The organism is Corynebacterium casei LMG S-19264, assembly GCF_000550785.1.
GTDB lineage: Bacteria > Actinomycetota > Actinomycetes > Mycobacteriales > Mycobacteriaceae > Corynebacterium > Corynebacterium casei.
In genome coordinates, this window is record NZ_CP004350.1 from 1,348,071 (window position 1) to 1,362,361 (window position 14,291).

Consider the following 14,291-nt stretch of genomic DNA (forward strand, 5'->3'; position numbering starts at 1 on the left):
TGCCAGGCTAGGGCCCGATTTTCGCCACACACGGGCACCGATATGCCGAAATGATGGGCAAGCGGGTAATCTTGATTGCCATGAGCACAGGTATGACAGCAAGGACAGGTGTCGAGCACTTTGGCCGCGTTGGTGTCGCTATGGTCACTCCCTTTGATGGTGACGGCGCACTCGACGTGGAGAAGGCTCGGCAGCTAGCCGCACACCTGGTGGACAACGGCTTGGATTCTTTGATCCTGTCTGGCACCACTGGAGAATCACCCACTACTACTGTGGATGAGAAGCTGGAACTGCTCAAAGCTGTAAAGGATGAAGTAGGAGACCGGGCCAAGATCACCGCCGGCGCAGGCACGAATAACACTGCGAGCTCGGTTGAGCTGGTAAAGAAGTGTGCTGATGCTGGCGCGGATGGCCTGTTGATTGTGACGCCGTATTACTCGAAGCCGTCACAAGAAGGTGTCTACGCGCACTTTGCAGCGATAGCGAATGCCACAGACTTACCTATCTGTGTCTATGACATCCCTGGACGCTCAGGTATCCCAGTTGAGACTGATACCTTGCTGCGTTTGTCAGAACTTCCCACCGTTAAGGCTGTAAAAGACGCAAAGGGCGATTTTGCAGCTGCCTCACGTTTGATCGCAGAAACTGATCTTGCGTGGTACTCCGGTGATGACCCACTCAACCTGCCATGGTTGTCTGTTGGCGCATCCGGATTTATTTCAGTAGTGGGCCATGCAGCTCCACGCGAGCTGGCTGAACTGTGGGACGCTTTTGACCGCGGCGACATTGAGCGTGCACGGGAGATTAACGCACAAACTCTTATCCCTCTGGCGGAGCAACAGGCCCGTCTCGGAGGCGTAACACTTGCAAAAGAAGCCCTGCGACTGCAGGGCATTGAAGTTGGAGATCCACGTTTGCCAGTAGTCGGCGCAAGCGCCGATGAGCTCGAGGATCTCCGCAGGACAATGAAGAAGGCTGGAGTCCTTAAAGAATGAATGAATCCCGTAACCGTCCCCGTAAGGTAACCCGAAAGGCGGGTCCACCAGCGGAGGTGCAGGAAACCGCTTCGAATGAATCGGCTTCGCCTGTTTTCCAGGCCCCAGATAACTCTGCAAACGCGGTATCAAACAATGCCCCTGCTGAGCAGAAGTCTGAAAATTCCGGCAACGCTGGAAACTCCGAGAAGAACTCCTCGGACAACAACCAGGGTGGCAACAACAACCGTCGCTCCCGTTCCCGTGGTTCCCGCGGTCGTGGCCGTGGCGGCAATGGCCAGAACAACAATGGTCAAAACAACGGCCAGAACAACCAAGGCGGCAACAATAACCAGGGCGGTGGCAACCAGGGTGGCCGCAACAACCGTCGTGGTGGAAACAACAACAACCGTCGCAACGTTCCTAAGTCCATGCAGGGTGCGGATCTGACCAAGCGTCTGCCACAACCACCAAAGCAGGCTAACGGCTCTTTGCGTATTTACGCATTGGGCGGCATTTCTGAAATTGGCCGCAACATGACCGTCTTTGAATATGACGGCAAGCTGTTGGTTATCGACTGTGGTGTGCTCTTCCCATCCTCCGGCGAGCCAGGCGTCGACCTGATTCTGCCTGACTTTGGGCCAATCGAGAACAAAATTGACAAGATTGAAGCCTTGATTGTCACCCACGCACACGAGGATCACATTGGTGCGATTCCATGGCTGCTGAAGCTGCGCTCCGATATCCCAATCGTTGCATCCCGTTTCACCATCGCGCTGATTGCTGCGAAGTGTAAGGAACACCGTCAGCGTCCAAAGTTCATTGAGGTTAATGAGAAGTCCGATGTTAGCTACGGTCCATTCCGTGCACGCTTCTGGGCAGTTAACCACTCTGTTCCAGATGCACTTGGCGTCATGCTGGGCACTCCAGCTGGCAACGTCATCCACACCGGTGACATCAAGCTGGACCAGACCCCACTTGATGGTCGTCCAACCGACCTGCCTGCGCTGTCTCGTTTCGGTGATGAGGGCGTTGACCTCATGCTGTGTGACTCGACGAATGCAAACATCCCAGGTGTTTCCGCATCTGAGGGTGACATCCCGGCAACCTTCAACCGTCTGGTTGCCGGAGCTCGCCAGCGTGTCATCATCGCGACCTTCGCTTCCAATGTTTACCGTGTTCAGGCGGCAATTGATGCTGCAGTGAAGGCTGGCCGTAAGGTCGCTTTCAATGGCCGTTCCATGATGCGCAACATGGAAATCGCTGAGAAGATGGGCTTCTTGAAGGTGCCACGCGGCACCATCATCTCCATTGAAGACGCAGCAAAGATGGCTCCGCACAAGGTTGTTCTGATTACCACCGGTACCCAGGGCGAGCCAATGGCGGCATTGTCACGCATGGCGCGCAGTGAGCACCGTCAGATCACTGTTCGCGATGGCGACATGATTATCTTCTCTTCCTCCCTGATTCCGGGGAACGAGGAAGCCGTCTACGGTGTTATGAACATGCTGTCCCAGATTGGTGCGGAAGTTATCACCAACAAGGAAGCAAAGGTTCACGCTTCAGGCCACGGCTACGGCGGCGAGCTTCTGTTCCTGTACAACGCAGCGCGTCCCAAGAATGCGATGCCAGTACACGGCGAGTGGCGCCACCTGCGCGCCAACAAGGAACTGGCTATCTCCACCGGTGTTGACCGCGACCGCGTTGTGCTTGCACAAGATGGTGTGGTTGTTGACCTGCAAGATGGTCGCGCACAGGTTGTTGGTCAGCTCACCGTTGGTCACCTCTACGTTGACGGTGTCAACATGGGCGATGTCGACGCAGATACCCTCGCGGACCGCACCAACCTTGGTTCCGGCGGCGTTGTATCCATCACCTGTGTCATTGATAACCGCACTTCGCGTCTGCTGGAGCACCCAACCGTGTCCACCACGGGCTTTAGCGATGATGACCGCGGCATCATTCCAGAGGTAGCCGAACTGGTCGAAAGCACCATGAACGACTTGGCTTCTGAAGGTGAGAACGACACTTACCGTATGGTTCAGCGTCTGCGCCGCAAGGTGTCCAAGCTTATGGATTCCCAGTACAAGCGTGAGCCAGTTATTTTGCCAACCATTATCGCCACTTCCCGCGAAGTATTGGTTGCAGATGATGAGGACGTCAAGGCAACCCGTCCTTCCCAGTAATCTCCTAGGACTGCTTCAGCTCAATGTCCCCCAGCATGTCTATGCTGGGGGACATGACTTTTTCCAATGCTCAACGAAGCCAATTAGCAGCTCTTCTCATTGACCTTGGTCCTAATTCTCCAACACTGTGCGAAGGTTGGGAGACCAAAGATCTTGCGGCACACTTATGGATCCGGGAAAACCGCATTGACGCTGCGGGCGGAATGTTTATCTCCAAACTAGAACCGCGCCTAGAAGACTTAACGCAGAAAACCTTAGAGCGTGATTATGAAGAAGTAGTTAAGGAATGGGCTGCTGGACCACCGAAGCCTGTTAAGTTCATTGATAAACAAATGAATACGTCGGAGAACTTTATCCACCACGAGGATGTGCGCCGGGCTAATGGCAGGACCACGCCTCAACCATTATCCCAGGAAGCGCAGAAGCAGCTTTACGGATCGCTGAAAATGATGGCGCCGATGATGCTGAAGAAATCACACAGCCCAGTTGTGCTTCATCCTCGTGGTTTTGATCGAATCGTTGCAGCGGACAAGAAGGGCGTTGCGCGCAACGGCAACGATGTCATCCGCGTCAGTGGTGAAGTAGGGGAGTTGTTGCTCTGGGCTTCAGGCCGTGATGTCGTCGATGTGACAATCAATGGGGATGAATCCAAGATCGTCCGTTAAGTATTGAGCGATACTTTCGCCCAGAATCTAGTTTCAGGAAATCCTGCGATCTCCGTGTGGCTAATGTGACGAGAGGTGTTTCTGCGGCTAAAGTTACAAGCATGTCTGTCAAGAATGCTTCTCGCTCGTCACGCCGGCCACGTTCTAGCACCAAGAGTGCTAACCGGTCTCGGCCTGCTCGCGCGCGAGGCGGATCCGCCGCAGAAACCAAACTGCAAGTAACCCCAAGCGCTACCAACTCGCATCAGCGAACCGGTAGCGCCTTTGGTGCGGTTGGACGTGGCTTGTCCAAAGCTCTTGGTGCAACAGCCCGGGGCGTTGGAAGTGTGACACGCTCAGTAGGCGACGGAATGGCGAGTCTGAAACCGTCTAAAGATTATGACGGTGACAATGACCGCGAATTAAATGAAGATGATGATCAGTTCGGACATGCAAGGGAGTATGACGACATTTCGAACAAACCCGCACGGCGCAAGCGCCGCAAATCAAGCGTGACTTCTAAGGCGCGCCAAGAGCCAATTCAGGAAGAGCTTTCCCTCGATGACTTTGGTGATGTCGATGAGGTAGAAGAAGACACCGTAGAGAAGGCAGACTCGCCAGGCTGGCGCGTAAGCAACCCGGATGCTGTCGGCCTGATCCTGTTGGGCATTGCCGCTATCGTTGGTGCATCCGTGTGGCTGGATATTGCTGGCCCGATTGGTGCCGCGGTTGCCCATGCCATTCACTTGGTCATCGGCGCTGGTGCATTGGTGCTTCCAGTTGCACTAATCGCGTTAGCTCTAGCCCTGATGCTTGACATTAGCGCTCCGGAGACGGGTATCCCGACTCGCGTCATCATTGGCACCACAATGATCATCGTGGCCATGTTGGGTCTCATTCACCTGTTTGCAGGCAATCCGAGTGCGTGGGATGAGCGCATCGCTGCCGGCGGCGCGGTCGGTGCCTGGACCGGTGGATTGTTGGCAGCAGGCTTTTCTTCCTACGTTGCTGTCCCACTGCTTATCCTCGTCATTATCTACGGCGCACTGCGCGTCACCGGCATCACCGTGCGCGAGGCGATTGATTACATCACAGCACTTATTAAGCAGACCATGTCGCCTGCTGACGCAGAGGACGAGTATGACGAGGACGAGGGCGATGACCTTTATGGCTCTGTCAGCGATGACATCGCGGATATCGAACGCGGACGCGAACGCACCCGCACTACACGCGTAAGCCCGCGGGTTAGTCCACGTCCAACTTCTCGTTCCGCACCGCGCAGCCCAATGGAGGCATATCCGACCGAGGATCTACCACAAGACGCGCCGGAACCAGGCCGCTACCCGGTTGATGAAGGCCCGTCTGAAAATGACACGCAGGTTCTACCGGCAATGACCACGCCGACCCCATCTAAGCCAGCTCCTGCCAACCCGGTGCAGAAGGCTGAGCCTACGCGGATCATCGACAAGCCAAGTGCGACGCCTACTAGAGCTGCTGAACCGGCGAGCGAAGGCAGCGGCGATGGCGATGTTGTGTCGTCTTCCCAAGACGCCATGCGTCAAGCTATCTTGGCCCGATCTGGTATTGATCCTGTCACCGGTAAGCCAACTGCCGATCCACATACTGAGGATAAAGACGAGGCCTTCGGTAGCGAATCTGCTGCATTCGAGGCGCCCGATTACGTAATCCCAGAGACCAACTTGTTGACCCCGGGCGCGCCGTCGAAGGGGCGCACGGAAGTTAATGACCGCACTATTGAAGCGATCACGGACGTCTTTGAAGAGTTCAAGATCAACGCTGCGGTCACCGGCTTTAGCCGCGGCCCAACAGTGACCCGCTACGAAATCGAGCTGGGACCTGGCGTCAAGGTATCGAAGATTACGAACCTGCAGTCCAACCTGGCTTATGCCGTTGCGACCGAGAATGTGCGTCTTTTGACCCCAATTCCGGGCAAGTCTGCTGTAGGTATTGAGGTTCCGAACCCAGACCGCGAGATGGTGCGTTTGCGTGAGGTGCTGGAAGCCCCAGCGACTATCGCGGACCACGACCCAATGCTGATTGGTCTGGGCAAGGACATTGAGGGTGAGTTTATCTCAGCCTCCGTGCAGAAGATGCCGCACCTGCTGGTTGCGGGTGCCACTGGTTCCGGTAAATCGGCGTTTGTGAACTCGCTGTTGGTCTCGTTGCTGACTCGTGCGACCCCAGAAGACGTTCGTCTGATTCTGGTAGACCCGAAGATGGTGGAGCTGACTCCTTATGAAGGCATCCCGCACCTGATTACCCCAATCATTACTCAGCCAAAGAAGGCTGCCGCTGCGCTGCAGTGGCTGGTGGAGGAGATGGAACAGCGCTACATGGACATGAAGTCCGCGCGTGTTCGCCACATCAAGGACTTCAATCGCAAGGTTCGCTCAGGTGAGCTGACCGCCCCTCCGGGGTCGCAGCGCGAAATGCGTCCGTACCCATTTATCGTGTGTGTGGTGGACGAGCTGGCTGACTTGATGATGACTGCGCCGAAGGAGATTGAGGACTCCATCGTGCGTATTACTCAGAAGGCACGTGCGGCAGGTATCCACCTGGTGCTGGCAACCCAGCGTCCATCCGTGGATGTTGTTACTGGTCTGATTAAGACCAACGTTCCATCCCGTCTGGCATTTGCGACATCTTCTTTGACTGACTCCCGAGTCATCCTGGACCAGGGTGGTGCTGAGAAGCTCATCGGTATGGGTGACGCGTTGTTTATCCCACAGGGTGGCCGTCCGGTGCGTGTTCAGGGCGCTTTCGTTGCTGACGAAGAAGTCCACGCTGTGGTTGAAGCCGCCAAGGATCAGGCGCAGCCGAACTACACCGAGGGCGTTACCGAAGAGAAGGCATCGGCAGCCAAGAAGGAAATCGATGACGACATTGGTAAGGACATGGACGACCTGCTTGAGGCAGTCGACCTGGTTGTTACCTCCCAGTTGGGCTCCACGTCCATGCTGCAGCGCAAGCTGCGCATCGGCTTCGCTAAGGCCGGCCGCTTGATGGACTTGATGGAATCACGTGGCGTGGTCGGACCTTCTGAAGGTTCCAAGGCTCGTGAGGTTCTGGTCAAACCTGAAGAGCTCGAAACCATCGTCTGGATGATCAAGGGCGCGGACCCAGCGGATGCGCCGAAGGAAGTCCAGGACGAAATGGCTGCTGAGGCTGAAGCCAACAGCGCTGCAGAGGAGGACCCTGCATCCGGTGATGAGGGGGATGCCCGCACCGTGCAGGCGACTTACAACCCCACTTCAGGCGCGTTCTAGTCCGAGACCCCACCCAAATGTTGAGACGTTGATTGGGTGGGGTTTTCGTGTAGAGTGTAAGAAGTCTTGGAGGGGAGTACCCCGTTAATTGGCACTGATCGTCAACACGGCAGAATTTGATTGCGTCACCATTGATGCAGGATAGATTCTCCCGGTCGTGTCGGCCCGCGAATGCAGGCGGGGGAGACCTCCGGTCAATCTAAGTTTCCTGAGACCGGAGGATAAAACCATGGGTGTACCTTTGTGGATTTGGCTTCTGACGGGTGCCGTCATTGCCGGATTCTTTATTTTTGATTTCTATTCCCACGTTAAAACGCCACACGAACCAACCCTGAAAGAATCGGGTACGTGGACCGCGTTCTACGTTGCCATTGCATTGCTCTTCGGCCTGTTGGTCTGGGGTCTGTGGGACCAAGAGCACGCGATGCAGTACTACACGGGTTATGTGACAGAAAAGGCTCTGTCGGTTGATAACCTGTTCGTCTTCGCTCTGATTATGGGCGCGTTTAAGATTCCGCGTAAGTACCAGCAGAAGGTGCTTCTCATCGGTATCGTGCTGGCGCTGATTTTCCGCTTGATCTTCATTTTGCTGGGCGCAGCAGTCATTGCTGCTTGGTCGGACGTGTTCTACCTGTTCGCAATCTTCCTGCTGTTTACCGCAGTCAAGCTCATCATCGATGAGATTCGTGATGCGGAAGAGACCGACCCTAATGACATGATGATCATTAAGTGGCTGCGCAAGGTAGTTCACGTGACTCCGCGCTACCACGGCGACAAGCTGACCCACCGCGAAGAGTCTGGACCTAAGAAGGGCAAGCTTGCGCTGACTCCACTGTTTATCGCGCTGATTGCTATTGGCCTGATTGACATCATGTTTGCGTTTGACTCCATTCCTGCTATCTACGGTATTACTTCGGAGCCATTCCTGGTGTTCACCACCAACGCGTTCTCTCTGATGGGTCTTCGCCAGATGTACTTCCTTCTGGATGGCCTGCTGGACCGCCTGGTCTTCTTGTCCTACGGTCTGGGCATCATCTTGGGCTTCATTGGCGTCAAGCTGCTGCTGCACGCATTGCACGAGAACAATCTGCCTTTTATTAACGGTGGCGAAAATGTTGCTGTGCCTGAGGTGGGCACCACCACATCGCTGTTGGTCATCGTCGGTGTGCTTGTGGTGACCGTCGTTGCTTCCATCATCAAGAACAAGCGTGATGAAGCACAAGGCGGCATCCACATTTCCCACAACCACTATGACTGGGATGAGGAGGCCAACAAGATTGTCCGCAACATGAAGGGTGACTTGGTTGGTTATGCTTCTGAGCTTCCAGCAAGCGAATTGCCAAACGGTAAGTAGCCAATTACTTCGGTGAGCTCAAGCAACCGAGGCAATAAAACACTTCAAGGCGGGCACCAGCTCTACATCGTGTAGAGACTGGTGCCCGCCTTTCTTTGCCTATTGGGGGTGTGAGTAGCTGTGCCTAGTCTTCGAAGGAGTTAATGACCGGGTTCCATTCGCGGATTTCGCGCTTTTGCACTAGCTCCTCGATCCAGTAGGGGTCACCGTCCATGATGGTGATGACGTCTTCGAGGACGGTGTCTTCATCGAGCTGGAGCACGATGAGTGCGCCGCCCTTGGAATCAGTGAAAGGACCGGAACCCAGGATCTGTTCCTGGTTGTTCAAAGTAGAAATAAACTCGCGGTGTTCAGGGCGAACTTCATCCAGGCGAGGGTGATTTGGGTTGTACTCGTATGTAACTGCGAAGAACTTCATCTGTCCGATTGTACGGATTTCTCAGCCCATGTCGGTGGGGTGGTTCGTTAATAATTCATGCACGGTATTATGTTTTGTGTGACCACTCCAAAAGATAGCGCGAATTCAGGTTCCGGGGCAGCAAAGCCATCCAACTGGAACCTGCCAAATGTTCTGACCAGTTTGCGCATCTTATTTATCCCCGTCTTCGTGTGGCTGGTGCTATCCGGACAACAGTGGTGGGCTTTCGGTCTGTTCGCTGTCCTGATGGCCACTGACAAGCTCGACGGCGACATTGCGCGAGCACGTGGTCTGGTAACTGACTTCGGAAAGATTGCTGACCCAATCGCTGATAAAGCGTTGATGACGGCCGCTTTGGTGTCTTTGAACATCATTGGTGTGCTTCCCGTCTGGATCACCGTTGTCATCTTGTTCCGCGAGTTCGGCATCACCTTGTGGCGCATGTGGATGTTGCGCAACGGCAAGGTCGTGCCTGCATCAAAGGGCGGCAAGCTCAAGACAGTTCTTCAGTCTTTGGCTGTTGCACTTTACCTGTGCCCATTGCCGGGCTGGATGGACATCCCGTCCTACGTTGTTATGCTGCTAGCGGTTGCCGTGACGGTTGTTACCGGTGCGCAGTATCTCATGGATGCAAGAAGGCACAACTAGATGCGTGCCGCCCAGGTTGTTCGTCAGCTTACTGAGCGTGGAGAAACCCTAGCTTTTTGCGAGTCTCTCTCAGCGGGCTTAGCAAGTGCAACCATTGCGCAGGTACCAGGCTCATCGGCGGTGCTGCGGGGCGGGCTTGTCACGTATGCGAGTGACCTCAAGGTGGCTTTGGCTCATGTGCCGCAAGAGTTTGTCGATGAATTCGGGGTAGTCTCCGCCGAAGTCGCCGCGGCGATGGCCAAGGGCACACGACTGGTTTGTGATGCCACATGGGCCGTGGCCCTGACTGGTGTGGCAGGTCCTGATTCCCAGGACGGTCATCCTGTCGGGGAGGTGTTTCTTGCCTGCGCCGGCCCTGAGGGCGTCGAGGTAATTCGGGCCGAAAATGACACGTCGGTGCAAGCACTGTGCGAAGTTGAGTCTGCCACCATCAAGGTGCTGAGTGGTCAGCGCAATGAGATACGAGAGCAAGCTGTGGAATGCGCGCTGCAGCTGTTGCTAGATAGTATCTGAGCTCGGCAAAGGTTAATTTTTAACAACGCGGGAACAAATTAAAGTTGAGCGTCGTTATACCAAGTAATGAACACTACAACTGCACTCCTCGAAAAAACCACTGGTTCCCACGGAGCTTCCGCACCGCACAGTGCTCGTGTTCGTCATCCCGAGCCGCTTCTGCGTGAGGCACTTGGCCTGACATTGCGCGCATTCCGTGCTGACAAGGGCGTCACCTTGCGTGAGCTCGCCGCTAGCGCACACGTGTCCCCGGGCTATCTCTCTGAGCTCGAGCGCGGCCGCAAGGAAGTATCTTCTGAGATGCTTGCTGCTGTGTGCCATGCACTTGGCGCTTCAGTTTCTGACGTTCTCATTGAGGCGGCTGGCAACATGTCGCTGCCGACTGTGAACGAAGAGCTTGCCTCTACTGCTCCGGCAGCTTCTGAATTCTAGTCACACGGTGGGGACCGCGCCTTTCGGCGTGCGTTTGCCCCGTGTGTCTTTTGCATGTCCACTGTGCTGTTTCGTGATTGAACTTTTACTCGATTCGCGCGGCACTGTGAGCATGACTTCGCTACCATTGTGGCTGTAGAATTCTAAGGTAGTTTTAAACTTAGTAAGCTTAGTAAATAGACAATCCGAATCTCGTAGATTTGAATGAAAGGCCTGGGACTATGGCTAACCCTTTTGTTAAGGCGTGGAAGTACTTGATGGCGCTGTTTGACTCCAAGATCGAGGAGAACGCAGACCCAAAGGTGCAGATCGAGCAGGCAATTCAGGATGCTCAGCGTCAGCACCAGGAATTGTCCCAGCAGGCTGCAGCAGTTATTGGTAACCAGCGTCAGCTGGAAATGCAGCTAAACCGCCGCCTCAGTGAGATTGAGAAGCTGCAGGGTAACACCCGTCAGGCGCTTGAGCTGGCAGATAAGGCTCGCGCTGATGGTGATGAGAGCAAGGCAGTTGAGTATGAGAATGCTGCTGAGGCATTCGCTGCGCAGCTGGTTACCGCTGAGCAGTCCGTAGAAGATTCCAAGCGTCTGCACGACCAGGCTCTGCAACAGGCAGACCAGGCTAAGAAGGCAGTGGAGCGCAACGCTGGCACCTTGCGTGAAAAGGTTGCTGAGCGTTCCAAGCTGCTGAGCCAGCTGGAGCAGGCCAAGATGCAGGAGAAGGTATCTGATTCTCTGTCCAGCATGAATGAGCTGACCAACACCTCTGGTCCTACCTTGGACTCTGTACGCGACAAGATTGAGCGTCGCTACTCCAAGGCCCTGGGGCAGGCTGAGTTGGCTTCCAACTCTGTTGAAGGCCGCATGGCCGAGGTGCAGCAGGCTGGTATCCAGATGGCTGGTCACTCCCGCCTGGAGCAGATTCGTTCTGAGATGAACGCTGGTAAGGCTGTTGAGTCCGGTAACTCCGCATCCAACAAGTCCATCGAGTCCGGTGCCAATGATTCTGCGCCTTCTGCGTCCGATGATGCAGTCCAAGCGCGCCTGCGCGAGCTTCGCGGAGAGTAATTACTCGACGTAGCTGAGAAGTGTTAGTCAAAGGAGCTGTTCTCCCGGCTGGGAGAACAGCTCCTTTGACTGTGCTTAAACTGTTTTTAAGACGTTGCCATCGCCTGCGATTGCGCCGGAGCGGCTTTCTTTGGCTGCCGGCGAATCAGGTCAGGGAATGCGGCGTGCACGCCTAAAGCGATGATGATGACCACGGTCATTTCAATGCTGGCCGCGGGGATGAAGGCGAGCTGCGCAGCAATCGCCTCAACCACACCCAAGCCGGATCGCACCATCAACCCAATCGCGCCGAAGACGTATTGCGTGAACAGCCCGGCAAATGCGGCGACGATAAATACAGCAACCATGCCAATCTTCTTGCGCGGCGCACGGTAGGCGATAAGCCCGGCGATAGCAGGGGAGAACACGTAGCCGATGATGTAGCCCGCTGTAGGTCCGGCGAGCGCACGCAGCGTGGTGCCACCGCCCGCGAGGACGGGAAGGGCTAGGCCAATGGTGAGGAACAGCAGGCCGACGTAGAGCCCACGGCGCCCGCCGATGATAAGTCCGGTCAGAATCAGTGCTGAGTTCTGCACAACGATGGGTACGCCAGCGGTGCCGACTGGGATAGCGACGAAGGCGAGGACGATGATCAACGTGGTAAAGACCGCGACATAAGCGAGGTCAGTGGCAACAGAATTCTTTTTCATGTGAGTATTCCTTGATTAGATATATGTTTGAGTAGCTAACTAGGTTTTGGGTACGGCAAATCCACCTGGTTGTAGTGTTTGTAAAAATCCCCCCGAAACCTCCCCGAAATTTCCCCCGGATTGCTTTTAGTCGCCGACGCCGCGGGCTTGCAGTGCTTCGCCGATGGAGCGGGCGCGGCGAATGGAGCGAATCAGAACCGGGGTGCCAAAAGCTGCGAAGGAAAAGCCAGCGCCACGGGCTTTGCGGGCATCTAAGACTTCACCGACAGTGGCGAACATCAGGGGGATAAGCCGGATGGTCAGAGACATCGCGAGGGTCACGGTATCGACGGGGAAACCAAATCGCTCCAGTGGAGCAAGGGAGGTTTCAACCGATTCCATGATGTCATCGACCGTGGAGGTTAAGGTGAGCAAGAAAGCCACCAAGATGGCAGAGAAGATGGACAGGAACATCGCCAGGGCATAGTCCAAGTCCCGTGCCCACCATTGGAAACCGGCGAGCGGCACCAAGATGATGAGCGGTGGCCACAACTGTGAGAACGCCACGCGCGGAGGGATCTGCGCGAGAAAGTACAGTGATGCTGCAATCGCGCATACGATGAGACCGCGAACCGGAGTAGTAGACAATATGGAGCTGGTGATGATGAAGACGAAGATAAACAGCAGCTTCCAGCTCGGGCGCATCCGGTGGATGATGGTGTCTTTATCAACATAGACAGCCAGGGGGATGTTCTTCGTCTTCATCACATCGCCCGCTGCTGCATCAAATCGGTATAGAAACCAATGGTGTCATCCGGTGTGCCGTCATAAGCAACAGCATGATTATCAATGCAGATGACGCGGTCGAAATCAGATAAGAATTCCAGATCGTGAGTAACAACAATGACTTGCTGCTCAAGTTCAGCAAACTCTCGGCGAATCCGGTTGCGGTTGATCAAATCCAGCAAGGTGGTTGGCTCATCGGCCAGGATCAAGATGGGGTCAATGACCAGTACGGCTGCCATAGCCAACATCTGCTTTTGGCCACCAGAAAGGGTGTGCGGTGAGTTGCCCGCGAGGTCTGTGAGTTTGAAGCGCTCCAGTGCGGCATCGACAAGCTCAATGCGTTGCTGCTTGGGCAACTTGAAACGGCGAAGGGAAAATGCCACGTCATCGCGCACATTAGGCATCACAATCTGATTCTCTGCATCAGAGAAAATGAACCCAATCTTCTTGCGCAGCTCCTTGCCATTTTCGGACACATCCAAGCCATCGACAGAAACCGAACCTGAAGTAGGCTCACCCAAACCATTGATCAACCGGGTCATGGTGGACTTACCGGAGCCGTTGGAGCCGATGATGCCAATGCGGTGCTCGGTGAGATCCAAGTTGATGCCATTGAGAACAGGCGTCTCATCAAAAGAGACATCAACATTGCTGAACTTGATGTGCGGCACTACACGGTCTTTCGTTTCCGGGAAATGAGGTCAGGGAACGCGGCATGGACGCCGAGCGCGATGATGATTGCTACAACAATCTTTGCACTATCTGGCAGAAGGAATGGAACCTGCGCGGCAAAAGCTGGTCCCAACTCCAAACCGGAACGAACCATCAGACCGAAAGCGCCGCACACGTACTGCACGGCGAGTGCTGCGAAAGCCGCGATGATAAGCGTGATAGCCATGCCAGCCTTCTTGCGTGGCGCACGGTAAGCAATCAGGCCAGCCACAGCAGGGGAGAGGACGTAGCCGATGATGTAGCCGACTGTTGGTCCTGCCAAGGCGCGCAGTGTGGTGCCGCCGCCGGCTAAGACCGGCAACGCAAGTCCCAATACTAAGAAAAGCAATCCGACGTAGAGACCACGGCGGCCGCCCAGGACGAGCCCGGCTAGAATGATGGCAGCATTCTGCATGACGATGGGCACGCCGGCGGCGCCAACAGGGATGGATACGAACGCGAGGACAATGATGAGCGCGGTGAAGACCGCGACATATGCCAGGTCCGTGGCGAGGGAATTCTTCTTCATGGGAGATAACTGTAGAGTAAGGTTATTATTGCTGGCAAACCCATCTTTTGAACAGTGTTTAAGCAGGCGTTTTGTAG

The 14,291-nt window shown here is 55.2% G+C and carries 14 protein-coding genes; 9 read left to right on the top strand and 5 right to left on the bottom strand.

Features of this window, described 5'->3' with window-relative positions:
• The first annotated feature begins 80 nt into the window (after nt 1-80).
• From dapA to CCASEI_RS06240, 5 genes are all read left to right on the top strand, one after another.
• Nucleotides 81-995 (top strand): 4-hydroxy-tetrahydrodipicolinate synthase, encoded by a 915-nt coding sequence (gene dapA, locus CCASEI_RS06220; RefSeq protein WP_025387465.1) that lies wholly within the window; start codon nt 81-83, stop codon nt 993-995.
• Entirely contained in the window at nt 992-3,160 is a 2,169-nt protein-coding gene (locus CCASEI_RS06225; protein WP_025387466.1) for a ribonuclease J, read from the top strand. Before dapA ends, CCASEI_RS06225 begins: the two co-directional genes overlap by 4 nt.
• Nucleotides 3,161-3,213: 53 nt before the next feature.
• Entirely contained in the window at nt 3,214-3,825 is a 612-nt protein-coding gene (locus CCASEI_RS06230) for a TIGR03085 family metal-binding protein (protein ID WP_006821754.1), read from the top strand.
• Nucleotides 3,826-3,926: 101 nt separating this feature from the next.
• Nucleotides 3,927-7,091 (top strand): DNA translocase FtsK, encoded by a 3,165-nt coding sequence (locus CCASEI_RS06235; protein WP_025387468.1) that lies wholly within the window; start codon nt 3,927-3,929, stop codon nt 7,089-7,091.
• Nucleotides 7,092-7,320: 229 nt separating this feature from the next.
• On the top strand, nt 7,321-8,445 hold the full coding sequence (locus CCASEI_RS06240) for a TerC family protein (protein WP_006821756.1): 1,125 nt from the start codon (nt 7,321-7,323) through the stop codon (nt 8,443-8,445).
• A gap of 124 nt (nt 8,446-8,569) precedes the next feature.
• Here CCASEI_RS06240 and CCASEI_RS06245 read toward each other — a convergent pair whose 3' ends face one another.
• On the bottom strand, nt 8,570-8,863 hold the full coding sequence (locus CCASEI_RS06245) for a YciI family protein (protein ID WP_006821757.1): 294 nt from the start codon (nt 8,861-8,863) through the stop codon (nt 8,570-8,572).
• A gap of 69 nt (nt 8,864-8,932) precedes the next feature.
• Here CCASEI_RS06245 and pgsA point away from each other — a divergent pair, with 69 nt between their 5' ends.
• The 4 genes from pgsA to CCASEI_RS06265 all read left to right on the top strand — a co-directional run bounded on the left by pgsA (nt 8,933) and on the right by CCASEI_RS06265 (nt 11,520).
• Nucleotides 8,933-9,511 carry a CDP-diacylglycerol--glycerol-3-phosphate 3-phosphatidyltransferase gene (gene pgsA / locus CCASEI_RS06250; RefSeq protein WP_025387469.1) on the top strand — a complete coding sequence of 193 codons (579 nt, stop codon included), beginning with the start codon at nt 8,933-8,935 and terminating at the stop codon, nt 9,509-9,511.
• The gene (locus CCASEI_RS06255) at nt 9,512-10,024 is read left to right on the top strand and encodes a CinA family protein (protein WP_025387470.1); all 513 of its coding nucleotides are present in this window, start codon (nt 9,512-9,514) and stop codon (nt 10,022-10,024) included. It begins immediately after the preceding gene.
• A 66-nt stretch (nt 10,025-10,090) separates the two neighbouring features.
• Nucleotides 10,091-10,456 (top strand): helix-turn-helix domain-containing protein, encoded by a 366-nt coding sequence (locus CCASEI_RS06260; RefSeq protein ID WP_006821760.1) that lies wholly within the window; start codon nt 10,091-10,093, stop codon nt 10,454-10,456.
• Between the two features lie 221 nt (nt 10,457-10,677).
• Nucleotides 10,678-11,520: a PspA/IM30 family protein gene (locus CCASEI_RS06265; protein WP_006821761.1), complete on the top strand. Its 843-nt coding sequence runs from the start codon at nt 10,678-10,680 to the stop codon at nt 11,518-11,520.
• An 86-nt stretch (nt 11,521-11,606) separates the two neighbouring features.
• On the opposite strand, the gene CCASEI_RS06270 is transcribed toward CCASEI_RS06265, so the two are convergent.
• From CCASEI_RS06270 to CCASEI_RS06285, 4 genes are all read right to left on the bottom strand, one after another.
• The gene (locus CCASEI_RS06270) at nt 11,607-12,209 is read right to left on the bottom strand and encodes a biotin transporter BioY (RefSeq protein WP_006821762.1); all 603 of its coding nucleotides are present in this window, start codon (nt 12,207-12,209) and stop codon (nt 11,607-11,609) included.
• Between the two features lie 126 nt (nt 12,210-12,335).
• Nucleotides 12,336-12,953 carry an energy-coupling factor transporter transmembrane component T family protein gene (locus CCASEI_RS06275; RefSeq protein WP_006821763.1) on the bottom strand — a complete coding sequence of 206 codons (618 nt, stop codon included), beginning with the start codon at nt 12,951-12,953 and terminating at the stop codon, nt 12,336-12,338.
• Nucleotides 12,953-13,645 (bottom strand): energy-coupling factor ABC transporter ATP-binding protein, encoded by a 693-nt coding sequence (locus CCASEI_RS06280; protein WP_006821764.1) that lies wholly within the window; start codon nt 13,643-13,645, stop codon nt 12,953-12,955. Before CCASEI_RS06280 ends, CCASEI_RS06275 begins: the two co-directional genes overlap by 1 nt.
• Nucleotides 13,645-14,214, bottom strand: coding sequence for a biotin transporter BioY (locus CCASEI_RS06285; protein ID WP_006821765.1), 570 nt, complete (start codon nt 14,212-14,214; stop codon nt 13,645-13,647). The genes CCASEI_RS06280 and CCASEI_RS06285 overlap by 1 nt, the downstream gene beginning before the upstream one ends.
• Between the last annotated feature and the right edge of the window lie 77 nt (nt 14,215-14,291).